This is a genomic window from Kitasatospora sp. NPDC094016 (genome assembly GCF_040304045.1).
Classification (GTDB): Bacteria; Actinomycetota; Actinomycetes; order Streptomycetales; family Streptomycetaceae; genus Kitasatospora.
Genome location: NZ_JBEOUK010000037.1, coordinates 39434 through 64581, shown reverse-complemented (window position 1 = coordinate 64581; position 25148 = coordinate 39434). Strand labels below are relative to the sequence as shown.

The 25148-nt window shown below is 76.8% G+C and carries 6 protein-coding genes; 4 read left to right on the top strand and 2 right to left on the bottom strand.

What is annotated here, in order from left to right; all coding sequences use genetic code 11:
• Window positions 1–26 precede the first annotated feature (26 nt).
• The 3 genes from ABT015_RS28120 (at window position 27) to ABT015_RS28110 (ending at window position 20982) form a co-directional block, all read left to right on the top strand.
• Window positions 27–20117 (top strand): non-ribosomal peptide synthase/polyketide synthase, encoded by a 20091-nt coding sequence (locus ABT015_RS28120; RefSeq protein ID WP_350883870.1) that lies wholly within the window; start codon window positions 27–29, stop codon window positions 20115–20117.
• A 103-nt stretch (window positions 20118–20220) separates the two neighbouring features.
• Window positions 20221–20424, top strand: coding sequence for an MbtH family protein (locus ABT015_RS28115; RefSeq protein WP_350883868.1), 204 nt, complete (start codon window positions 20221–20223; stop codon window positions 20422–20424).
• Window positions 20425–20469: 45 nt separating this feature from the next.
• Window positions 20470–20982 (top strand): GNAT family N-acetyltransferase, encoded by a 513-nt coding sequence (locus ABT015_RS28110; RefSeq protein ID WP_350883866.1) that lies wholly within the window; start codon window positions 20470–20472, stop codon window positions 20980–20982.
• 74 nt (window positions 20983–21056) lie between these two features.
• Here ABT015_RS28110 and ABT015_RS28105 read toward each other — a convergent pair whose 3' ends face one another.
• Window positions 21057–22535 (bottom strand): FAD/NAD(P)-binding protein, encoded by a 1479-nt coding sequence (locus ABT015_RS28105; protein ID WP_350883864.1) that lies wholly within the window; start codon window positions 22533–22535, stop codon window positions 21057–21059.
• Window positions 22536–22892: 357 nt separating this feature from the next.
• Between ABT015_RS28105 and ABT015_RS28100 the strand changes: the two genes are divergently transcribed.
• A complete protein-coding gene (locus ABT015_RS28100) occupies window positions 22893–23522 on the top strand; it encodes an SRPBCC family protein (RefSeq protein ID WP_350883862.1) in 630 nt (209 codons plus the stop codon).
• Between the two features lie 6 nt (window positions 23523–23528).
• On the opposite strand, the gene ABT015_RS28095 is transcribed toward ABT015_RS28100, so the two are convergent.
• Entirely contained in the window at window positions 23529–25112 is a 1584-nt protein-coding gene (locus tag ABT015_RS28095; RefSeq protein ID WP_350883860.1) for a phytoene desaturase family protein, read from the bottom strand.
• Window positions 25113–25148: the final 36 nt, after the last annotated feature.

The following is a 25148-nucleotide window of genomic DNA, read 5'->3' as shown; positions in this document are numbered from 1 at the left end:
TGATGAACGGTGAGGATCCGACGACCATGACGCCTTCGAAGCGAGACCGCGCCGAGGCCCTGCCCGCCGACCTGCGCGAAGCGCTGCGCCTGCGGCTGGCCGGGCGCTCCGGCGGCGCCCGGGCCGCCGCCGACCGGTCCATCCCGCAAGCCGACCGCAGCCGACCGTTGCCGCCCTCCTTCGTCCAGCAGCGCCTGTGGTTCCTGGACCGGCTGCGCCCCGGCGACCCCCGCTACAACAGCGCGGTCGCCCTACGGTTCACCAGCCCGCTGGACCGCGCGGCGCTCGCCGGGGCGCTGGCGGCCGTCGTGGCCCGCCACGAGGGGCTGCGGACCACCTTCGACGAGGCCGACGGCCGCCCGGTGCAGACCGTGCGGCCGGCCGGGCCGGTGCCGCTGCCCGTCCGGGAACCGGCCGGCGGGGAGAGCCTCGACGCGATCCTGCTCCAGGAGTACTCCCGCCCCTTCGACCTCCGGCAGGGGCCGCTGCTGCGCGCCCTGCTGGTGCGCGAGTCGGACCACTCGCACGTCCTGCAGGTGACGGCGCACCACATCGTCACCGACGGCTGGTCGATGGGCGTCGTCCTGGACGAGCTGTGCACCGGCTACGAGGCCCTGGCCCGCGGCGCCGCCCCGGACCTGCCGCCGGTGGCGGTCCAGTACCCGGACTTCGCGGTGTGGCAGCGCGAACAGCTCTCCGGCGCCCGACTGGAGGGCCAACTGGCCCACTGGAAGGCGAAACTGGCCGGCGCCGTGCCGCCGGAGCTGCCGCTGGACCACCCGCGCCGCGGCGAGGAGGCCGGCCCCGGCGCCGTCCACGCCTTCACCGTCCCCGCGCCGCTCACCGCCCGGCTGCGCGAGCTCGCGGCCGAGCGGCACGGCACCCTGCACACGGCCCTGGTCGCCGCCACCCAGGCGCTGCTGGCCCGCTGGTCCGGCCAGCAGGACGTCACCGTCGGCTCCCTGACGCCCGGGCGCTCCCGCACCGAGCTGGAACGGGCCGTCGGCTGCTTCGTCAACACCGTCGTCCTGCGCACCCGGGTCGAGCCCGCCGGATCCTTCCGCGACCTGCTCGCGGCCGCCACCGAGACCGGCAACGACGCGCTCGCGCACGGCGACACGCCCTTCGAACGGCTCGTCGAGGCGGTCGGCGCACCCCGCCAGGCGGGCCGCAACCCGCTGTTCGACGTGCTGGTCCTGCTGCACCCCGCGCCGCCCGAGGCCACCACCCCGCCGGGGTCGGCGCCCACCCCGGTCGCCGTGCCCCGGCAGGCCGCCACCTTCGACCTCAGCGTCGAGTTCGTCCCGGACGGCGAGGCGCTCACCGGCCTGCTGGAGTACCGCGCCGACCTCTTCGACGCGCCCACCGCACGCCGGATGGCCGACCAGCTCCTCCTGCTGCTGGACGGCGCCGCCGCCGAACCCGACCGCCCGCTCGGCACCCTGCCGCTGCTCTCGCCCCGGGAGACCCGGCAGGTCACCCGGGACTGGAACGCCACCGCGCTGCCCGTCGAGGACACCAGCTACCCCGAGCTGTTCCGGCGCAGGGCCGCCCTGACCCCGCACGCCCCGGCCCTGGTCGCCGGAGCCGAGCGGCTCGACTACGCGACGCTCGACGCCCGCGCCAACCGGCTCGCCCACCAGCTCATCGCCCGCGGCGCCGGCCCCGAACGGCTGGTCGCGCTGCGGCTACCGCGCACCGCCGACATGATCGTGGCGATCCTCGCCGTCTGGAAGGCCGGCGCCGGCTACCTGCCCCTGGACCCGGCCCTGCCGGCCGAGCGCCTGCGCCACCTGCTCGACGACGCCCGCCCGGCCCTGGTCCTGGACGAACAGGCGCTCCGGGCGCTGCCCGACACCGGCCCGGACACCGACCCCGGCGACGACGACCGGACGGCCCCGCCGCACCCCTCCAACACCGCGTACGTGCTCTACACCTCCGGCTCCACCGGCCGCCCCAAGGGCGTCGCCGTCCCGCACCGCGCGGTGGTGAACCTGCTCGCCGCCCACCGGGCGGGCTTCGTCGCCGACGCGGGCGGCGGGCCGCTGCGCGTGGCGCTGACCGCCTCGTTCTCCTTCGACACCTCCCTGGAGGGCGTGCTGCTGATGGCCGACGGCCACCCGCTGCACCTGGTCGACGAGACGACCCGGATGGACCCGGCCGCCCTGGTCGAGTACGTGGTGCGCCACCGCATCGACTTCCTCGACCTGACGCCCTCCTACCTGCGCCAGCTGCTGCCCGCCGGGCTGCTCGACGACCCGCGCCACCGCCCCCGGGTGCTGATGCTCGGCGGCGAGGCCGTCGGGCCCCGGCTCTGGCGCGAACTCGCCGGGCACCCGGACGTCGCCGCCTACAACTACTACGGCCCCACCGAGTGCACGGTCGACGCGCTCGCCTGCCGCATCGCGGGCGGTGACCGGCCGCTGGTGGGCCGCCCGCTGCCCAACCTGCGCGCCTATGTCCTCGACGACCGGCTCCAGCCGGTGCCGCCGGGGGTGAGCGGCGAACTCCACCTCGCCGGCGCCCAGGTCGCCCGCGGCTACGCCGGCCGGCCGGGGCTGACCGCCGCCCGCTTCACCGCCGACCCGTACGGGCCGCCCGGCGCCCGGATGTACCGCACCGGCGACCTGGCCCGCTGGACGGCCGACGGGAGCCTGGAGTACCTCGGGCGCGCCGACGACCAGGTCAAGGTGCGCGGCCACCGGATCGAACCCGGAGAGATCGAGGCGGCGCTGCTCGATCTGCCGCAGGTCGCCGCGGCCGCGGTCGCCGCCGTGCCCGACGCGCGCGGCCACACCCGGCTGGCGGCCTACCTGGTCTTCGCCGACGGCGCGGCCCGCCCGTCCGCCGACCTGCGCGCCGCCCTGCGGCGGGTGCTGCCCGACCACCTGGTGCCGTCCTCGTTCACCGCGCTCGACACCCTGCCGCTCACCACCAGCGGGAAGCTGGACCGCCGGGCGCTGCCCGCCCCCGACCCCGAAGGCGAGGGACGAGAAGGGGAGTTCGTCGCCCCGCGCACCCCCGAGGAGGAGACCCTCGCCGGGATCTGGGCCGAGGTGCTGGGCGTGGCGCGGGTCGGCGTCACCGACAACTTCTTCGAGCTCGGCGGCGACTCGATCCTGAGCATCCAGGCCGTCTCCCGGGCCCGCGCCGCCGGCCTGCGGATCGGCTCCCAGGACGTCTTCCGCCACCAGACCGTCGCCGACCTGGTCGCCGCCGCCCGCCCGGCCGCCGCCCCGGCCCCCCGGCCGCGCCGCGCGGACGGGCCGGCCCCGCTCACCCCGGTCCAGGAGTGGTTCTTCGCCGCCCACGGCCCGCTGCGCCACTTCACCATGTCGATGCTGCTCGACCTGCCGCGCGACCTCGACGAGCCGGCCCTGGACCAGGCGCTGCGGGCGGTCCTGGCCGCCCACCCGGCGCTGCGCACCCGCTTCACCCGCGCCGGGGGCACCTGGCGCCAGGAGCCGGTCGCGGACCCGGGCACCGGGCTGCTGACCAGACTCGACCCGCCCGCCCCCGGCGCCGACACCGGCTCCGAAGCGGCCCGGGCCGAGGCCGCCGACGCCGCCCGCGCCGCCCTGGACCCGGCCACCGGCACCCTGCTGCGCGCCGTCCTGTTCCGGCCCCGCGACGACGCCCGGCCCCAACTCGTCCTGACCGCCCACCACCTGGCCGTCGACGGGGTCTCCTGGCGGGTGCTGCTCGCCGACCTGGAACAGGCCTACCGGCAGGCGGCGGCCGGGGACGCCCCGCACCTGGAGCCCGAGCCCACCCCGTTCACCGACTGGGCCCACCACCTCGCCGAACTGGTCCGGGCCGGGGGCCTCGACGACGACCTGCCCTACTGGAGCGCCGAGACCCGGACGCCGGCCGCCCCGCTGCCCGTCGACCACCCCGGCACCCCCACGGCCGGCTCCGTGCGCACCCTGCGCACCCGGCTCGACCGCGCCACCACCGAGGCCCTGCTGCGCAGGGTCCCCGAGGCCTACCGGACCCAGGTCAACGACGTGCTGCTCAGCGCGCTGGGCCGGGCCCTCGCCGACTGGACGGGCACCGAACGGGTGACCATCGCCCTGGAGGGCCACGGCCGCGAGGAACTCCTCGACGGCGTCGACCTCTCCCGGACGGTCGGCTGGTTCACCACCCAGTACCCCGTCACCCTCGCCCCGGCCGGCCCGGCCGGCGCCCCCGACTGGGCCGCCACCCTCAAGCAGGTCAAGGAGCGGCTGCGCGCCGTACCCCGCCGGGGCCTGAGCTACGAGGCCCTGGCCCGGCTCGGCTCGCCCGCGGCCGGCGCCCTGAGGGACCGTCCGCTGCCGCAGGTCTGCTTCACCTACCACGGCCAGTGGACCGCCCCCGGGACCGGCGACTTCGCGCCCGCCGGCCAGGCGCCGGGCCGGGAGCTCGCCCCCGACGAACCCCTGGACCACCTGCTCGACGTCTCCGCCGTGGTCGCCGACGGCGAACTGGAGCTCACCTGGCACTACAGCGACCAGGCGCACGAGGCGGCCACCGTCCGCGCGCTGGCGCAGGCCACGGCCGAGGCGCTGACCGGCATCGTCGAGCACTGCGCCCGCCCCGGCGCCGGCGGCCGCACCCCCTGCGACTACCCGCTGGCCGGACTGGACCAGGCCGGGGTGGACCGGATCGCCGGCGACGGGCGGGACGTCGAGGACCTGCTGCCGCTCACCCCGCTCCAGGAGGGCATGCTCTTCCACCGCCTGGTCGGCGGCCCCGACGACGTCTACGTGGACCAGGCCGGCCTGCTGCTGGAGGGGGTGGGCGACCCGCACGCCTTCGCCCTGGCCTGGCAGCGGGTCGCCGACCGCACGCCCGCACTGCGCACCTCGGTGGTGTGGGAGGGCGTCCCCGCCCCCCTCCAGGTCGTGCGCCGAGGCGTCCGGCTGCCGGTGACCCACCTGGACCTGCGGGCGGTCGACCCGGGCGAGCGCGCCGACCGGCTGGCCCGGCTGCGCGCGGACGACCTCGCCCACGGGCTGGACCTCGCCACCGCGCCGCTCACCCGGCTCACCCTGGTCCGGCTGCCCGAGGCCCGCCTGCACCTGCTGTGGACCTCCCACCACCTGATCCTGGACGGCTGGAGCCTGGCCCAGGTGCTCACCGACGTGTTCGAGGAGTACGCGGCCCTCACCACCGGGGGCGTGCCGACACCGGCGGTGCGCCGGCCCTTCGCCGACTACGTGCACTGGCTGGCCGGGCAGGACAGCGCGGCCGCCCGCGCGCACTGGCGGGCCGTCCTGGACGGCTTCGCCACCGCCACCCCGCTGCCCGCCGACCGCGCCCGGCGCGAGGCCCACCGGGCCCGCTCGGCCCTCGCGCACACCGCCGGCCTGTCGCCGGAGGCCTCCGAACGGCTGGTCCGCACCGCCCGGCAGGCCGGGCTCACCCTCGGCACCGTGGTGCAGGGCGCCTGGGCCCTGCTGCTCTCCCGGTACAGCGGCGAGCCGGACGTGCTGTTCGGGACGACCGTCTCCGGACGCCCCGACGAACTGCCCGGCGTCGAGTCGATGATCGGCATGTTCATCAACACCCTGCCCACCAGGGTCCTGGTCGACGGCGGCCGCACCGCCGCCGACTGGCTGCGCGACCTCCAGGAGGCCCAGGCCGAGGCCCGGCGCCACGCCGCGGTCTCCCTCGCCGAACTCACCGCCTTCAGCGGCGTGCCGTCCGGAGGCACGCTGTTCGACAGCATCGTCGCCTTCGAGAACTACCCCTTCGACGACGCCCGCGCGGCCGGCAGCGGGGTGCGCCTGGTGGAGGTCACCTCCCGGGACGCCACCAACTACCCGCTCGTCCTGCGCGCCTACCAGGGCGGGCACGTCGGCTTCGACCTCGCCTACGACCCGGAGCTGTTCGACGCCGCGACGGTCCGCACCCTCGCCGAGCGGCTCTGCCTGCTGCTCACCGAACTGGCCGCCGGACTGGACCGGCCGCTGCGCGCCCTGGAGTGGACGACCGCGCGGGAGCGGCGGCAGCTGACCGCGTGGGACGGCACCGTGCGGGGCCGCCCCGACCGGACCCTGGTCGACCTCTTCGAGGCGCAGGCCGCCCGCACCCCGCACGCCGAGGCCGTCACCTGCGGCGACGAGCACCTCGACTACGCCGCCCTGGACGCGCGGGCCGGCCGGCTCGCCCACCGGCTGGCCGCACTCGGCGCCGGGCCCGAGCGGTTCGTGGCCCTCGCGCTGCCCCGCACGGCCGACCTGGTCGTGGCCGTCCTCGCCGTCCTCAAGACCGGTGCGGCCTACCTGCCGCTCGACCCGGGCCTGCCCGCCGAACGCCGCGCCCAACTGCTGGGCGACGCCGCCCCGGTGGCCCTGCTGACCCACGTGCCCGGCGGGCCGTCCGAGAGCTTCGAGCACGGGGTGCCCGTCCTCTCCCTGTCGGACCCGCAGCTGCGCGCCGACCTGGCCCGGGGCCCGGCCGCCCCGCTCGCCGCCGGGCACCGCCCGCTGCCCGACAGCCCCGCCTACGCCATCTTCACCTCCGGCTCCACCGGCCGGCCCAAGGGCGTCGTGGTGCCGCACGCCAACGTGGTGCGGCTGTTCGAGCAGACCAGGGGCGTGTTCGGCTTCGGCGCCGAGGACGTCTGGACGCTGTTCCACTCCTACACCTTCGACTTCTCGGTCTGGGAGCTGTGGGGCCCGCTGCTGCACGGCGGCCGGCTCGTCGTCGTGCCCGAGGACACCGCCCGCTCCCCGGAGGACTTCCTGCGACTGCTCGTGGACGAACGCGTCACCGTCCTCAACCAGACCCCGTCCGCCTTCCACCCGCTGGCCCGCGCCGACGCCGAACACCCCGAGCTCTCCCGCCGGCTGGCGCTGCGCACGGTGGTCTTCGGCGGCGAGGCGCTGGACGCCGGCCGCCTCGCCGACTGGTACGACCGCCACCCGCAGGACGCGCCGCTCCTGGTGAACATGTACGGCATCACCGAGACGACCGTGCACGTCACCCAGGCCCCGCTGGAGCGCGCGACCGCCGCCGCCGGCGGCCCCGCACCGATCGGCACCGGCCTCCCGGACCTGCGGCTGTACGTCCTCGACGCCGACCTGGCCCCGGTGCCCCCGGGCGCCGTGGGCGAGCTGTACGTGGCGGGGGAGGGCCTGGCCCGCGGCTACCTCAACCGGCCCGGCCTGACCGCCACCCGCTTCCTCGCCGACCCCTTCGGCGCCCCCGGCACCCGGATGTACCGCACCGGCGACCGGGCCGCCCGACAGGCCGACGGCACCCTTCGCTACCTGGGCCGCGCCGACCAGCAGGTCAAGATCCGCGGCTACCGGATCGAACCCGGCGAGATCGAGGCCGCCCTCCAGACCCACCCGGGCGTGGGCGCCGCCACCGTGGGCGTGTACCAGGACGCCTCCGGCACCCGCCGGCTGGTCGCCCACGTCGTCGCCGGCCCGGGCGCGGCCCACCCCCCGGCCGCCGCCGACCTGCGCGCCCACCTCGAACGGCTGCTGCCCGCCTACCTGGTGCCCGCCGCGTACGTCCCCCTGGCGGCCCTGCCGCTCACTCCCAACGGCAAGCTCGACCGGCGCGCGCTGCCCTCGCCCGGCCCGGAGGGCTTCGCCGCCGGCCGGCAGCGCACCGCGCCCCGCACCCGCGCCGAGCGGCTGGTCGCCGCGGCCTGGACGGAGGTCCTGGACACCGGGGAGATCGGCGCCGAGGACGACTTCTTCGCCCTGGGCGGCGACTCCATCCTCGCCGTGCGGGTCACCGCCCGGCTGCGCGCGGCCTTCGGGGCGGCGGACCTCTCGCCACGGCTGCTGTTCACCCACCCGGTGCTGGCGGACCTGGCCGAGGCACTCGGCTCGCCCGGCGAGCCGGGCGCGGCGGACGGCCCGTCGGCCCTGGTCATCCCGGCCGCGGACCCGGCGGCCGAGCCGCCGCTGTCGTACGCCCAGCAGCGGCTCTGGTTCCTCGACCGGTTCGACCCGGGCAGCACCGAGTACACCTCGCTGTCCGTGCTGCGCCTGCGCGGAGCGCTCGACCGGGCCGCGCTGGGCACCGCCCTGGACGCCCTGGTCGCCCGGCACGAGGCGCTGCGGACCACCTTCGCCGAGCGGGACGGCCGCGCCCGGCAGGTGGTGTGCCCGCCGCAGCCGGTCGAGCTGCCGTGCGAGGACCTCGCCGGGGCGACCCCGGCGGCCCTGGACGCACTGCTGGAGCGGATCGCCGCCACCCCGTTCGACCTGGCCACCGGGCCCCTGCTGCGGGCCCGGCTGGTCCGGACGGCCGCGGACGAGCACGTGCTCGTGCTGGCCGTGCACCACATCGCCACCGACGGCTGGTCGATGGGCGTCCTGGGCCGCGACCTGGGCGAGCTGTACGCGGCGGCCCGCGAGGGGCGCCCGCCGCGGCTGCCCGAGCTGCCCGTGCGCTACACCGACTACGCGGCCTGGCAGCGCGCGCGCACCGACCTCGCCGAGGCGGACCTCGCCCACTGGCGCCGGACCCTGGACGGCCTGACCCCGCTGGAGCTGCCCACCGACCGGCCGCGCCCGGCCGTCCGCACCCGGGACGGCGCGCTGGTCGCCTTCACCCTGCCCGCCGGGCTGACCGCGCGGCTGCGCGAACGGGGCCGGGAGGTCGACGGCACCCTCTACACCACCCTCCTGGCGGCCTGCCAGGTCCTGCTCGCCCGCTGGTCCGGGCAGCAGGACATCGCGGTGGGCACCGTCACCTCGGGCCGTGAGCAGGGCGAACTCCACGACGTGGTCGGCATGTTCGTCAACACCCTGGTGCTGCGCGGCGCCGTCCGGCCGGAGCTGTCGTTCCGCGAACTGCTGGCCGCCGCCCACGGCACCGTCCTGGAGGCCCTCGCCCACCAGGAGGTGCCCTTCGAACGGCTGGTGGACGCCCTCCAGCCGGAGCGCGACACCAGCCGCACGCCGCTCTTCCAGGTCATGGTGGCCCTGCACAACCTCGGCGCCGAGGTGCCGAAGCTGCCGGGCCTGACGGTGGAGCCGGTCACCCCGCCCGTCCACGGCGCCACCTTCGACCTCTCCTTCGACTTCGTCGAGCGCGACGGCGGCCTGACCGGCTACCTGGAGTACAACACCGGGCTGTTCGACGCGCGGACCGCCGAGCACCTGGCCGGTCGGCTGGGCACCCTGCTGGCGGCCGTGGCCGAGGCGCCGGAGACGGCCGTCGGGGAGCTGCCGCTGATGACGGCCGACGAACGGCGCCGGGTGCTGCGCCAGGGGCGGGGCGCGCCGCTGCCCGCGCCGGACACCACCTTCCCCGCCCTGTTCGAGGCGCAGGCCGCCCGCACCCCGGACGCCACCGCCCTGGTCGCCCGGGACGCCACCCTCGACTTCGCCGCCCTCAACGCGCGGGCCAACCGGCTCGCCCGCCACCTCGCCGCCCTCGGCGCCGGCCCGGAACAGGTGGTCGCGGTCCGGCTGCCGCGCACCTCGGACCTGCTGGTGGCGCTGTTCGCGGTGCTCAAGGCGGGCGCCGCCCTGCTCTTCGTCGACCCGGACCTGCCCGAGGAGCGGGCCGCCCTCCTCCTCGACGACACCCGGCCCCGGGTGGTGCTGACCGCGCAGGCCCTGCGCGAGGTGCCGTGGGCGGCCCTGCCCGCCCACGACCTGACCGACGCCGAGCGGACCGCCCCCCTGCTGCCGCGGCACGCCGCCTACCTCGTCCACACCTCCGGCTCGACCGGCCGCCCCAAGGGCGTCGTCGTCGAACACCGCCAGCTGGTCAACCTCTGCCGGGACCACCAGGAAGGCCTGGTCGGGCCGCACACCGCCGACGGCGGGCGGCTGCGGGCCGCGCTGAGCGCCTCCTTCTCCTTCGACACCAGCTGGGAGGGCCCGCTGCTGCTCGCACTGGGCCAGGAGCTCCACCTGATCGACGAGGACGTCCGGCTGGACCCGCAGGCGTTCTGCGCCCAGGTCGTCGACCGCCGCCTGGACCTGGTCAACGTCACCCCCTCCTTCCTGCGCGAACTCACCGCCGCCGGACTGCTCGCCCCCGGCCCGCACCACCCGCGCCTGCTGCTGGTCGGCGGCGAGGCCGTCCCCGCCGCCGTCTGGCGGGAGCTGTGCGCGGCGTACGCGGACCTCGGTGTCACCGCCTACAACATGTACGGGCCCACCGAGTGCACCGTCGACGCCGCCTACGCCCGGTGCGCGGACCACCCCGAACGCCCCGTCATCGGCCGCCCCGGCCGCAACCTGGGCGCCTACCTGCTCGACGGCGCCCTGCGGCCGGTGCCGCCCGGCATGCCGGGGGAGCTGTACCTGGCGGGGGAGCAGGTCGCCCGCGGCTACCTGAACCGGCCCGGGCTGACGGCCGCCCGCTTCCTCGCCGACCCCTACGGCCCGCCCGGGGCCCGGATGTACCGCACCGGCGACCTGGCCCGCTGGGACGCGAACGGGCAACTGGAGTTCCGGGGCCGCGCCGACGAACAGGTCAAGATCCGCGGGTTCCGGATCGAGCCCGGGGAGGTGGAGGCCGCCCTGCTCGCCCACCCGGACGTCGCCGACTGCGCGGTCGCCGCGCGCGAGCACGCCGGCCGTACGGTGCTCGTCGGCTACCCGGTGCCCGCCGGCCGCCGCGTCCCGCCCGCCGAGGAACTGCGGACCTGGCTGCGCCGGACGCTGCCCGACCACCTGGTGCCCGCCGCGTTCGTCCCGCTGGCCCGAATACCGCGGACCACCGGCGGCAAGACCGACCGGCGCGCGCTGCCCGCGCCGCCCGCCCAGCCCGACCGCACCACCCCGTACGTCGCTCCGCGGCCCGGTGCCGAGGAACGGCTCGCCGCGATCTGGGCCGAGGTGCTGGGCGTGGAGCGCGTCGGTACCCGGGACAACTTCTTCGCGCTCGGCGGCGACTCCATCCTCAGCATCCAGATCGTCTCCCGCGCCCGCGCCGCCGGGCTCGCCCTCACCACCAAGGACGTCTTCCGGCACCAGAACATCGCCGAACTCGCCCTGTGTGCGGGAGATCTGACCGAGCAACGGGAACTCGGCGAAGCCGAGCCCGGCGAGGCGCCGCTCACCCCGATCCAGCACTGGTACCTCGACGGCCGCCGCCCCGGCGACGCCCTGCGCTTCACCATGACCCAGCGCCTGGAACTGGCCCCCGGCACCGATCCGGCGGCCCTGCGCCGGGCGGTGCTGGCCCTGGTGGAGCACCACGCGGCCCTGCGCACCCGCTTCCACCGCACCGAGGCCGGCTGGCGCCAGGAGGTGCTCGCCCAGGGCGCGGACGGCGTCTTCACCCACCACGACGTCACCGACCCGGGCCTCACCGGCCATGACGTGGAAGCACAGGTCCAGCGGGCCGCCGACGAGGCCCAACGCTCCCTCGACCCGGTCGGGGGCCGGGTGCTGCGCGCCCTGTTCTTCGACCGCGGCCCCCGGCAGCCGGGCCAACTCGTCCTCACCGTCCACCACCTGGCCGTGGACGGCGTCTCCTGGCGCATCCTGCTGGCCGACCTCGAAGCGGCGTACCGCACGGCCCGCGCCGGAGCCCCCGTCGCCCTGCCGCCGACCGGCACGTCCTACGGCCGCTGGGCGACCCGGCTGGAGCGGCACACCCGCGCCGGCGCCCTGGACGGCGACCTCGGCCACTGGACGCGCACCGGCGCGGCCCCGGCCGACCTGCCCGCCGGCCGCCCGGCCCCTGACACCGGCGCCCCGAACACCCACGCCACCGCCGCCACCGTCCAGGTGACGCTGGACGAGCGGACCACCGAGGCGCTGCTGCGCCGCGTCCCCGAGGTCTACCGCACCCAGGTCAACGACGTCCTGCTCAGCGCCCTGGGCCGCACCCTGGCCCGCTGGTGCGGCCGGGACACCGTGCTGGTCGGGGTGGAGGGGCACGGCCGCGAGGACCTCTTCGAGGACCTGGACCTCTCCCGGACGGTGGGCTGGTTCACCGCCGAGTTCCCGCTCGCCCTGCGCGTCGACCCCGACGCCGGATGGCACGACACCCTGCGCTCGGTCAAGGAGCAGCTGCGCGCCGTCCCGCTGCGCGGACTCAGCCACGGCGCGCTGCGCCACCTGCGGCCGGACGGCCCGCTGACCGGCTCGGCGGCGCCGCAGATCGGCTTCAACTACCACGGCCGGTGGGACACCCGCGGCGGCGCCGACGGCCTGGTCCGCGGCGCGCTGCCCCCGGCCGGTCGCGACACCGACCCCGACGAGCCCCGCCCCTACCTGCTGGACATCACCGGCGCGGTCCAGGACGGCCGCCTCGAACTGGCGTGGACCTACCCCGCCGCCGTCTACGACGAGGCGACCGTCCGCGGGCTCGCCGAGGAGACGGTCGCCGCGCTGCACGAGGTGGCCGCGCACTGTGCCCGCCCGGACGCCGGCGGCCGCACCCCGTCGGACTTCCCGCTCGCCGGCCTCGACCAGGACCGGCTGGACCGGCTCGTCGGCGACGGGCGCGAGACCGACGACGTGCTGCCGCTGACGCCGCTGCAGTCCGGCATGCTCTTCCACGGGCTCGTCGACGCCGACGGCGCCTACGTCGACCGGATCGCGGTGCGCCTGGCCGGCGTCGCCGACCCGCGGGCCTTCGCCGAGGCCTGGCAGCTGGTCGCCGACCGCACCCCGGCACTGCGTTCAAGTGTTCACTGGCGCGGCCTGCCGCACCCCGTCCAGGTGGTCGCACGGCACGCCGCACTGCCCGTCCGCCACCTCGACTGGCACGACCTGACGCCCGGGCAGCGCGCCGACCGGACGGAGCGGCTGCTCGCCGAGGAGCGCGCCGCCGGGATGGACCTCGCCACCGCGCCGCTCACCCGGCTGACCCTGGCCGCGCTGCCCGGCCACGAGGTCCTGCTGCTGTGGTCCAACCACCACCTGATCCTGGACGGCTGGAGCACCGGACAACTGCTCACCGAGGTGTGCGAGGAGTACGCCGCGCTGACCGGCGGCCCGCAGGCGCCCCGGCCGGTCCGACGGCCGTTCGCGGACTTCCTGGGCTGGCTGCGCGACCGGGACGAGGAGACGGCCGAGGCCCACTGGCGCGGCCTGCTGGCCGGATTCACCGGCCGGACCCCGCTGCCGTACGACCGCCCGCCGACCCGGGCCCACCGCGCCCGCTCCAGCGCCGCCGCCCACCGCGAACTGGACGAGACGCTCTCCCGCCGGCTGCGCGAGAACGCCGCCGCTGCCGGGCTGACCGTCAACACCGTGGTGGAGGGCGCCTGGGCGCTGCTGCTGGCCCGCTACAGCGGCGGCGACGACGTGGTCTTCGGCACCACCGTGTCCGGGCGCCCGGCCGAACTGCCCGGCGTCGAGTCGATGATCGGCCTGTTCATCAACACCGTGCCGACCAGGGTCCCGATCCCCTCGGGCGGCGTGCTGCCCTGGCTGCGGGAGCTCCAGGAACGCCAGAGCGACGGCCGCCGCTTCGACCACCTGGCCCTGCCGCGCGTCCAGGCCCTGAGCGAGGTGCCCGCCGGGGAGCCGCTGTTCGACAGCATGGCGGTCTTCGAGAACTACCCCGTCGACGAGTCGGCCGCCGACCGGACCGGGGTGCGGGTGGTCGAGGTGCGCGCCGACGACGCCACCACCTTCCCCTGGTGCCTGCGCGCCCACCTGGCCGAGCGGCTCGGCTTCGACCTGGCCTACGACCCCGCGCTCTTCGACCACCGGACGGCCCACGGCGCGGCCGACCGCCTGGTCCTGCTGCTCACCGCCCTCGCCGACGGCCTCGACGGCGACCTCGCCGAGCTGGACCAGCTCACCCCCGCCGACCGGGAGCAGCTGGCCTCCTGGCACGGCACCGCCCGCCCGGCGGCGCCCCGCAGCCCGCTCCAGGTCTTCGCGGAGCAGGTCCGGCGCACCCCCGGCGCGCCCGCCGTGCGCGACGGCGACCGCGAACTGACCTACCGCCAGCTCGACGACTGGTCCGACCGCCTGGCGGCCCGGCTGCTGGCCGACGGCCTGGCCCCCGAAGGCCGGGTGGCGCTGCTGATGGACCGCTCCGCCGAACTCGTCGCCGCCCAGCTGGCCGTCCTCAAGGCGGGCGGCGCCTACCTGCCCGTCGACCTCCGGGCCCCCGAGGAGCGCCGCCGCGCCCTGCTCGACCAGGTCGGCGCCGCCCTGCGGCTCACCGCCGAGCAGGTCGCCGCCGTGCGCACCGGCGCGGCCGGGCCGGTGGCGCCGACCCTGCCGCCCGCCGACCCCGACCGGCTGGCGTACGTGATGTTCACCTCGGGCTCCACCGGGGTGCCCAAGGCCGTGGCGGTACGCCACCGCGACGTGGCCTCGCTCGCCACCGACAGCCGCTTCGCCGACGGCCGCTGCGCCCGTGTGCTGCTGCACTCGCCGGTCGCCTTCGACGCCGCCACCTTCGAGGTCTGGGCGCCGCTGCTGGGCGGCGGCTGCGTGCTCGTCGCCCCCGACGGGCCGGTGGACGCCGCCCTGCTGCGGCGGCTCGCCGGACCGGACGGGCCGACGGCGCTGTGGCTCACCGCCGGGCTCTTCCGGCTGCTCGCCCAGGACGCGCCGGACTGCTTCGCGGGTCTGCGCACGCTGTGGACCGGAGGGGACGTGGTGCCCGCCGCCGCGGTGCGCCGCGTCCTGGCGGCCTGCCCCGGGCTGACCGTGGTGGACGGCTACGGGCCCACCGAGACCACGACCTTCGCCACCGCCCACGCCGTCGCACAGGCGGCGGCGGTGCCCGACACCCTGCCGATCGGCCACCCCCTGGACGACCGCCGCGTCCACGTCCTCGACCGGCGCCTGCGGCCCGTCCCGCCGGGCTGCGCGGGCGAACTGTACCTGGCCGGCGAGGGCGTGGCCCGCGGCTACCTGGGCCGGCCCGGCGAGACCGCGGCCCGCTTCCTCGCCGACCCCTCCGGCCCGCCCGGCGCCCGGATGTACCGCACCGGCGACCTGGCCAGGCGGCGCCCGGACGGCACCGTCGAGTTCCTGGGCCGCGCGGACGACCAGGTGAAGATCCGCGGCTTCCGGGTCGAACCCGGCGAGGTGGAGGCCGCACTCGCCCGCCACCCCCAGGTCACCGACGTCGCCGTGGTCACCCGCGAGGACTGGCCCGGCGCCCGGCGCCTGGTGGCCTACGTGGTCGGCCCGGCGGGCGCCGAACCCGAGGAACTGCGGGCCTTCGCCGCCCGCGCGCTGCCCGACTACCTCGTCCCCACCGCCTTCGTCCCGCTCGCCGCCCTCCCGCTGAGCCGCAACGGCAAGGTCGACCGGGCGGCCCTCCCGGCGCCGGACGAGGAGCACGGGAGCGGACGCCGCGCGCGGGTCGAGCCGCGCACCGAGGCCGAACGCCGCACCGCCGAGGTCTTCGGCGACGTCCTGGGCATCCGGCCGCCCGGCGTGGAGGACGGCTTCTTCGAGCTGGGCGGCGACTCCATCCTCAGCATCCGGCTCGCCGCCCGCCTGGCCGAGGCCTTCGGCGCCGACCTCACCCCCCGCGCCGTCCTCGACCACCCCACCCCGGCCGGCCTGGCCCGCCTGCTCACCGAGGAGCAGGGCCGCCCGGGCGGGCGCCCGCCCGTCCTCCCGGTCGTCCGCGACGGCGCGGCGCCGATGTCGTACGCCCAGCAACGCCTCTGGTTCCTGGAGGAGTTCGCGCCCGGCGGCGCCGAGTACGTGACCGCGCTCGCGCTGCGCCTGCGCGGCGCCCTGGACACCGACGCCCTCGGCGCGGCCCTGCGCGCCCTGGCGGCCCGGCACGAGTCGCTGCGCACCACCTTCGACAGCGTCGACGGCCACGGCGTCCAGCTCGTCCACCCGCCGCAGGACGTGCCGCTGCCGCTGCACGACCTGTCCGGCCGGCCGGCGCAGCCGCGGGCGGAGGCCCTGCGCGGCCTGCTCGCCGCCGAACGGGCCCGCCCCTTCGACCTGCGCCGCGGACCGCTGCTGCGCACCGCCCTGGTGCGGCTGGCCGAGGGCGACCACGTGCTGGCCCTGACCCTGCACCACATCGTCACCGACGGCTGGTCGACCGCCGTCCTGCTCACCGATCTGGCCCACCTCTACCGCGCCGAACTCGGATCCGGGGAGGGCCGGTTGGCGCCGCTGCCGGTGCAGTACGCCGACTACGCGCACTGGCAGCGCACGGTCGGCGCCGCCGGGGCCGACCAACTCGCCTACTGGAAGGAGCAGTTGGCCGACGTCTCGACGCTGCGCCTGCCCACCGACCGGCCCCGGCCCGCCGTGCGCACCACCAACGGGGCCACCGCCCGCCTGGAGCTGCCCGCCGACACGGCCCGCCGACTGGCCCGGGTCGGCCGGGAGCGCGGCGCCACCCTGTTCACCACCCTGGTCGCCGCCGCGCAGGCCTACCTCGCCCGGCTCGGCGGCGACCAGGACATCGCCGTCGGCACCGTCACCTCGGGCCGCGAGCAGGCGGAGACCCAGAGCCTCGTCGGCTTCTTCGTCAACACCCTGGTGCTGCGCTCGCGGGTGGAACCCGCGCAGCCCTTCGGCGACTTCCTCGGCGCGGTCCGGCAGACCGTCCGGGACGCCTTCGCCCACCAGGACGTGCCGTTCGAGCGCGTGGTCGACGAGGTGCAGCCGGTGCGCGACACCAGCCGCAGCCCGCTCTTCCAGGCCCTGGTCGTCCTCCAGAACACCCCGGCCGCCGACCTCGACCTCCCGGGCCTGCACGTGACCGACGTCGAGACCGACACCACGCAGGCGGCCTTCGACCTCGCCCTGGAGTTCGCGGAGGCCGACTCCGGCGCGCTGCACGGCCTGATCACCTACAACACCGACCTGTTCGACCCGGCCACGGCCGAGCGGATGGCCGGCCAGCTCGCCACCCTGCTGACCGCCGTCGCCGAGGACCCGGATCGCGCCGTCGGCGCGCTGCCGCTGGCCGGTGACGACCAGCTGGCCGCCGAACTCGACCGGGCGCGCGGCACCTTCCGGCCCGTCCCCGAGGCGACCCTGGCCGAACTCTTCGAGCGCCGGGCCGCCCGCACCCCCGACGCGGTGGCGCTGCTCGACGGCGGCCGCGAGCTGAGCTACGCCGAGGTGGAGCGGGCGGCCAACCGGCTGGCCCACCGGCTCATCCGGCGCGGCGTGGGGCCGGAGCGGCTGGTCGCCCTCGCCCTGCCCCGCTCGGCGGCGGCGGTGGTGGCCCAGCTCGCCGTCGCCAAGGCCGGCGGCGCCTTCCTCCCGGTGGACCCGGACTACCCGGCCCCCCGGCGGGAGTTCATGGTGCGCGACGCGGGCGCCCACCTGGTGCTCGACGACCCGGCCGAGGTGTGGTCCGCCGCCGGGCCGCAGACCCCGCCCACCGACGCCGACCGCGCCACCCCGCTCACCCCCGGACACCCGGCCTACGTCGTCTACACCTCCGGATCGACCGGCACGCCCAAGGGCGTCCTGGTGACCCACGCCGGCCTCGCCGTCTTCGCGGCGGCCGCCGCCGAGCAGTACACCGCCGGCCCCGGGGCCAGGGTGCTCCAGTTCGCCTCGCCCAGCTTCGACGCCTCCGTCCTGGAACTCTGCGTCTCCCTGCTCAGCGGGGCCACCCTGGTGACGGGGGAGGAGGGTCCGCTCGTCGGCGAGCGGCTGGCCGAGGTCCTGGCCGAACGGCGCATCACCCACGCCCTGATCCCCCCGGCGGCCCTGGCCACCGTGGACCCGGAGACGGCCGCGACGCTGCCCGCGCTGCGCACCCTGGTCGTCGGGGCGGAGGCCTGCCCGGCCGATCTGGTCGACACCTGGGCCCCCGGCCGCCGGATGATCAACTCCTACGGCCCCACCGAGGCCACCGTGGTCGCCACCTGGACGGGCCCGCTGTCGCCGGGCACCGGCGCACCCCCGATCGGCCGCCCCGGCGGCGCCGCCCGCAGCTACGTCCTGGACGCCGCCCTGCGGCCGGTGCCGCCCGGCGTGACCGGAGAGCTCTGGCTGGCCGGCCCCGGCCTCGCCCGCGGCTACCTCGGCCGCCCGGGACTGACGGCCCAGCGGTTCCTCGCCGACCCGTTCGGCGCGCCGGGCGACCGGATGTACCGCACCGGCGACCTCGCCCACCGGGACGCCGACGGCGAACTGCGCTTCGCCGGCCGGGTCGACGACCAGATCAAGCTGCGCGGCTTCCGGATCGAACCGGGCGAGATCGAGAGCGCGCTGCGCCGCAGCCCCCTGGTGCGCGACGCCGTCGTCACCGTGCGCGCCGACGCCCCCGGGAGCGGTACGGGCTCCGGGGCCGGCCGGCTGGTCGCCTACGTCGTCCCGGCGGTCGGGGCCGTAGCGGGCGGTGCCGCACCGGAGGGCGACGGCGACGGCGAGGCCGTCGCGGGCCTGCCCGCCGCCGAACTGCGCGCCCACCTGGCCGGGTCGCTGCCGCCGCACCTCGTGCCGTCGGTGTTCGTCCCGCTGGAACGGCTGCCGCTCACCCCGAACGGCAAGCTCGACCGGCGGGCCCTGCCCGAACCCGGTCCCGCCCAGGCCGCGGCCGGTCCGCGCCGGGCGCCGGGCACCGACACCGAACGCCGGATCGCCCGGATCTGGGCCGACGTCCTGGGCATCGAGGAGGTCGGCGCCGACGACAACTTCTTCCTGCTCGGCGGCGACTCCATCCTCAGCATGCAGGTGGTGTCCAGGCTGCGCCGGGACGGCCTGTACCTCGCCACCCGGGAGCTCTTCACCCACCAGACGGTGGCCGAACTGGCCACGGTGGTGCGTACCGCCCCCGACCGGGAGGACGACGGCCCGGTCACCGGGGACGTGCCGCTCACCCCCATCCAGGAGTGGTTCCTGACCACCCCGCGCGCCGCCCACCACCACTTCAACCAGTCGACCCTGCTCGAACTCGGCGCCGACCCCGACCCGCAGGCACTGCGGGCCGCGCTGGACGCCCTGCTCGAACATCACGACGCCCTGCGCCTGCGCTTCACCCGCGACGAGACGGGCTGGCACCAGTTCAACCCGCCGCCGGCCCCCGCCGAGGACCTCCTCGTCCGGTACGACCTGACCGGGCAGAGCGCCGAGGCCGCCGACGCGGCGATGGCCAAGGCGGCCGACGAACTGCACGGCGGCTTCGACCTGGCCCGGGGCCCGCTGCTGCGGGCGGCCTTGTTCACCGGCGCCCCGGACCGCCCGGCGCTCCTGCTGCTGGTCGCCCACCACCTGGTCGTCGACGCCGTCTCCTGGCGCCTGCTGCGCGACGACCTGGAGAGCGCCTACCGGCAGGCCGCCCTGGGCACGGCGATCACGCTGGGGGAGCGCGGCACCTCCTACCGGGACTGGGCGCTCCGCCTCGCCGCCCACGTCGCCGACGGCGGCCTGGACCACGAACTTCCCTACTGGGACGAGGCGGTGAGCGCCACCGAGGCGCTGCCCGGCCGACCCGCCGAGCCCGGTGCCGCCGACCCCGGTGCCGCCGACCCCGGTGCCGCCGACCCCGGCGCGGCAGAGCCCGGGACCGTCGAGCCCGGTGCGGCCGAGACCGCGACGGTCACCGTCGAACTGGACGAGGAGGACACCGAGGCACTGCTGCGCGCGGCCCCGGCGGCCTACCGCACCCGCGTCAACGACGTGCTGCTGACCGCCCTCGCCCTGGCACTGGCCCGCTGGACCGGCCACGAGCGGATCCGGCTGGACCTGGAGGGGCACGGCCGGGAGGACGTCGTGGAGGGTGTGGACCTGTCCCGCACGGTCGGCTGGTTCACCACCATGCACCCGGTCACCTTCCACGTCCCCGACCCCGAGGACCTCGGCCCGGACCGCGACTGGCGGGCCCTGGTGAAGTCGGTCCGCCGCCAGCTGCGTGCCGTGCCGGGCAACGGGCTGGGCTTCGGCGCCCTGCGCACCTTCGGCCCGCCCGAGGTCCGCGAGCGCCTCGCCGCCGGCGCGCACGGCCAGGTGGTCTTCAACTACCTCGGCCAGTGGGACGCGCGGCCCGAGACCGCCGGCGACGGCCTGGTCCGCGCCGAGCACGGCTCCTTCGGGCAGGACCACGACCCCCGCGACGGCGGCTCGCACCCGGTGGAGGTGGTGGGCGCGGCGCAGCACGGGCGCCTCGCCTTCACCTGGCACCACCGCCCCGCCCTCCACGACACGGCGACGGTGCGCCGGGCGGCCGAGGAGTTCGCCGTGGCGCTGCGGTACATCGCCCGGCACGCCCGGGGAGGACGGTGACGGCCGCCCACCCGCCGACGCCCACCCGCCGCTGAACCCCCTGCTGTCAGACCACCGCTGTCAGACCACCGCTGGAAACCCGGCAACGACGAAGGAGTACGACATGGACGAGAACACCCGCTACCAGGTGCTGCGCAACGACGAGGAGCAGTACTCCCTCTGGCCGGTCGACCTCGACGTGCCCGCCGGCTGGCAGCCCGTCGGCCAGGAGGGCAGCGAGGCGGAGTGCACCGCCTACGTCGACGAGGTGTGGACCGACATGCGGCCGCGGAGCCTGCGCGAGCGCATGGAGAACGCCGGATCCTGACCGGCCGCAGCACGCCCGTCCCACGACAACCCCGAGGAGCTGACCGTGACCCCTTCGCTGCGCACCGAACACCTGGAGTTCATCCCCTACCGGGCCGAGGACGAGGACGCCTTCGTCTCCCTCCTCCGCGACGCTGACGTGTGCAGCTGGATGGGCCAGGACCTGGTGCCCGAGCCGCAGATCCGCGCGCTGTTCCGCGCGATCCTGACCGACGTGTACCCGCAGCAGCTCTTCGACGTGTGGGGCCTGTGGCTGGACGGGAGGTACGCGGGCCACGCCGAGGTGAAGAAGACCGGGAACGTCGACGGCCACGAGCTGGTCACCGCCCTCGCCCCGGAGTTCTGGGGCCGGGGCCTGGGCACCGAGGTGGTCCGCGGTCTGGTCCGTTACGCCGCCGATGAGTTGGGGCTCAAGGAGGTCTACGGCATGGTGGGTGCGGAGAACGCCCCGAGCCTGGCGATGTCCCGGCGGCTGGGCTTCCGGCACCTGCGCGACGTCGTCGGGGACGACGGCTCGGTGACGAAGGTGGTGGTGCTCTCGACGACCGGCCAGGCCTGACCGGGCCCGGCCGGGTACGACCGCGGCCCGCGGCGCGTCCGGTCGCGCCGCGGGCCGCTGACGTGCGTGTCCGCTCAGCGGGCCGGTACCGCTCCGTTCGGCGCTCCCGGCCCGCTCGGCGTTCCCGCCGCGCCGTGGCCCAGCAGCAGGGCGAGGTCGTCGGCCTGGCAGCGGATCTCCGGGATGGCGGTGGTCTCCAGCAGGTTGCCGCGCCGCAGCGACCCCAGCGTCCACAGCGGCGCCGGCGCCCGGCCGCCGGTGGGGAGGAGGCGGCCGTCGGCGGCGGTGTCGAAGCCGCCGCCGACGGGGGCGGGGGAGCCGAGGCCGGTGGTGAGCAGGTCGGTGATCAGCGGGTCGTCGACCCGGGTGAGTTCGGCCTCGGAGCCGGTGCAGTTCAGCAGCGCCCCCACCCGCAGCGCGCGGCCGTCGTCCAGCCACACGTCGATGACCTCGGCCACCTCGCCGGGGCCGTCCGCGGTGGTCTTGGCGTCGGACACGGTGCCCCGGCCGATGCTGACCAGACCCGCGTCGACGGCGGCGCGCAGGGCCCTGGCGCTGACCGGCGGGATCCGGTGGCGGTGGGTCTCCCAGAGCCGGAGGTCCCGGGCCAGCAGCCGGGCCTGGTCGGCGGGCGGGAGCTGCTGCCACAGGGCGCTGGTGAGGGGGCGGAGGCTGTCGACCCCGGCCCGCCAGTCGCCGTGGACGCGGCGGCAGCGGGCGATCTGGCACAGCACCGCCCGGCGCAGCGCGGGCAGCCCCGCACGGGCGTCGAGCCGCGGGACGGCCGGTGCGTCCGGGGTGGTGAGCGGGGTGGCGGCGTGCGGTCGGGGGACCAGGCCGTTCCGGGACAGGGCGTGGACGACGCGTCCGGGGCGTTGCAGGCTGAGCGCCATGTCGACCATGGTCAGGCCGGTGCCGACGAGCAGGACGTCGCGGTTCTCGGGGACGGCCGCCAGGGCGCCGGGTGCCCAGGGGTCGGCCAGGAACCGCCCGGAGTCGCGCAGCCCCGGCGGTGCCCAGGTGTGGCCGGGTGCGAAGTTGCCCAGGGCCAGCACCGCCGCGTCGACGTCGAGCGGCGGCCCGTCGCGCAGCCACAGGCGCAGCGGCGGGGTGGTCGCCGACGGTCGGTGGGTGAGCCCGACGACGCGGTCGGGCACCCGGACCAGGTCGGGGGTGCCGGGGCGGTCGGCCGCCGCCGCCAGGCTCTCGGCGAGGTAGCGGCCGAAGAGGCGCCGGGGGACGAAGTCGTGCTCGCCGCCGCGGTCGCCGAGCCAGCGCACGAAGTGGCCGGGGTCGTCCCGGTGGGCGCTCATCTGGCCGGCCCGGACGTTCAGCAGGTGGTGCGGCGCGTCGGTGCCGAACGCCAGCCCCGGGCCCGCGGGCCCGGGGTCGATGAGCCGGATCCGGGCCGGTGCGGGTCTCCCGGCGGCCGCGTGGTGGAGCAGGCGCAGCGCCGTGAGGGTGCCGGCGGCGCCTGCGCCCACCACGGCGATCTCGTGCGGGGTGCTGCTCTGGTTCACGGCGGCCGCGTCGGACGCGGCGGGAGACGTCATGCGGCCAACATCGAGCCGATCGCGCCGCCGCGTCCAACGACGGTTCATAGGCCCCTCGCCAAGCAGGACTTATGGCCCGGCGGCTCGGTGTCGCGCCGTCCGGGGCGGGGGTGATGGTCACGTAGGGTCCGGAGTTCGACACGTTCCGTCCCATAAGGAGAGTTTGGGGGCGCTCCGCCGCTCGCCGTCCGGGCCTCTGGTTAGAGGGTGTCACGAAAGCTGTTGACCTCTCGCGAGTCTGCGTTATAGCTTATAACGAACGCGCAAGCATCTATCGAGCGCGGGGCCATGACAGCCGCGTTCGCAGCTCGACGGGCAACGCCCGCCCACCAACTGACACCCGACCAAGGGGAACCCATGTCCGGCACCCGCAGCACCGGCGTCCGCGCCGCCCTGTTCGCCGTCCCGCTCGTCGTCAGCCTCCTCGGCGCCGCGGCGGCGCCCGCCGGGGCCGCCAACTCGCACCCCGCCACCTCCCTGACCTGCCACGGCCAGGGCGTCGACCCCCGGGCCCAGGTCCGCTACCGGGCCGAGACGGTGATCCACGCGCCGCTGCACACCATCTGGAAGCTGCAGACCGACGTGGAGCGCTGGCCGTCCTGGCAGGGCCCCGTCACGAGCGCGGAGCGCCTCGACGACGGCCGCCTGCGCCCGGGCTCGGCGTTCCGGTGGACGACCCCGCTCCCGCCCAACCCCGCGACCACCGCCACCAGCCTGGAGATCGTCTCGACCGTCCAGCAGCTCCAGCGGGAGTCCTGCCTCCGCTGGACCGGCCCCGCCGTCGCCGAGGGGCTGCACATCGACGGCGTCCACGTGTGGAACTTCACCCGGGTCAGGGGCGGCGTCCGGGTGAGCACCGAGGAGACCCACACCGGCCCCCAGGTCGACGCGGACGTCCCCGCCGCCACCGCGATCCTGCGCCAGGGCCTCGACGGGTGGCTGCACGACCTGAGGACCACCGCCGAGGCCGACGCCGAACAGGGCTGACAGGGCCTAGTCGGACAGGGCTTCGAGGGCGGCCCGGGCGGCGTTGTGGCCGGGGATGCCGCTGACTCCGCCGCCGCGGACGGCGCCCGCGCCGCACAGCAGGACGTTCGGGTGGGCCGTCGCCACGCCCCAGCGGGCGGCGGGGCCGTCCACCGGCCCGGTCGCGAACGGGAAGGAGAGGTCCCGGTGGAAGATGTGGCCGCCGGGCAGGCCGATCTCCCGTTCCAGATCGAGCGGGGTTTTGGCCTCCACGCAGGGCCGGCCGGTGGCGTCCGGCGCGAGGCAGTCGGCGATCGGTTCGGCCAGCACCTCGTCCAGTTGGGCCAGACTGGCCGCCAGGGCGCGCTCCTTGGCGGCCGGGTCGGTGAACAGCCGGGCGGGCATGTGCAGGCCGAACAGGGTCAGCGTCTGGAGGCCCTGGCGGACGGCTTCGGGGCCCAGGATGGTGGGGTCGGTGAGGGTGTGGCAGTAGATCTCCGACGGGGGCGCGGAGGGCATCCCGCCGGCCGCCGCCTCGGCGTAGGCGGCCTCCAACTGCCGGTAGCCCTCGGCGATGTGGAAGGTGCCCGCGAAGGCCTCCCGGGGGTCCGCGCCGGTGTCCCGGAGCCGCGGCAGCCGGCGCAGCACCAGGTTGACCTTCAGCTGGGCGCCCTCGGGCGCGGGCCCGGGCTCCTCGCCGAGGAGTCGGGCCAGGGTGGCCGGGGCGGCGTTGACCAGCACCCGGCGGCCCGCCGCGGTGGCCTCGCCGCCTTGGTGGCGGTACGTCACCTCGGCGTCGCCGTGGCCGTCGGTGGCGATGGCGGTGACCTCGCACCCGGTGCGGATCTCGGCGCCGGCGGCCAGGGCCGCCCCGGCCAGCGCGTCCGTCACCGCGCCCATGCCGCCGACCGGGACGTCCCAGTCGCCCGTCCCGTTGCCGATCACGTGGTAGAGGAAGCAGCGGTTCTGCCGGAGCGAGGGGTCGTGGGCGTGGGTGAAGGTGCCGATCAGCGCGTCCGTCAGGGCGATCCCGCGAACCAGGTCGTCGCTGAAGGTCCGTTCGATCGTCTCGCCGAGCGGCCGTTCGAACAGGGTGGTCCAGGCGTCGTCGTCGGCGATCCGCCGGCGCAGTTCGGCACGTTCGGGCAGCGGCTCGGTGAGGGTCGGGAAGACCCGTCGGGCGACCTGCCCGGTCATGCCGTAGAAGCGCTGCCAGGCCTCCCACTCCCGGTCGGTTCCGGTGAGCGCCCGGAACGCCTCCGCGGTCCGGCCGGGGTCGGCGGCGTCCACCAGCAGGCCGGTGGGCTTCCCGTCCCGGACGGTCGGCGTGTACGAGGCGATCCGGCGGCGCCGCAGGTCGAGCCGCAGGCCCAGTTCCTGGACGATCTTCCGCGGCAGCAGGCTGACCAGGTAGGAGTAGCGCGACAGCCGGGCGTCCACGCCCGGGAACGCCCGGGCGGAGACGGCGGCCCCGCCGACCCGGGGCAGCCGTTCCAGCAGTAGGACCCGGCGTCCGGCCCGGGCGAGGTAGGCGGCGGCCACCAGCCCGTTGTGGCCGCCGCCGACGATCACGGCGTCGTACCGGGCGGGGGTGGACGAGTTCGCGTTCACCCCCGCCACGCTACGGGACGGAGCCGGGCCGGGAAA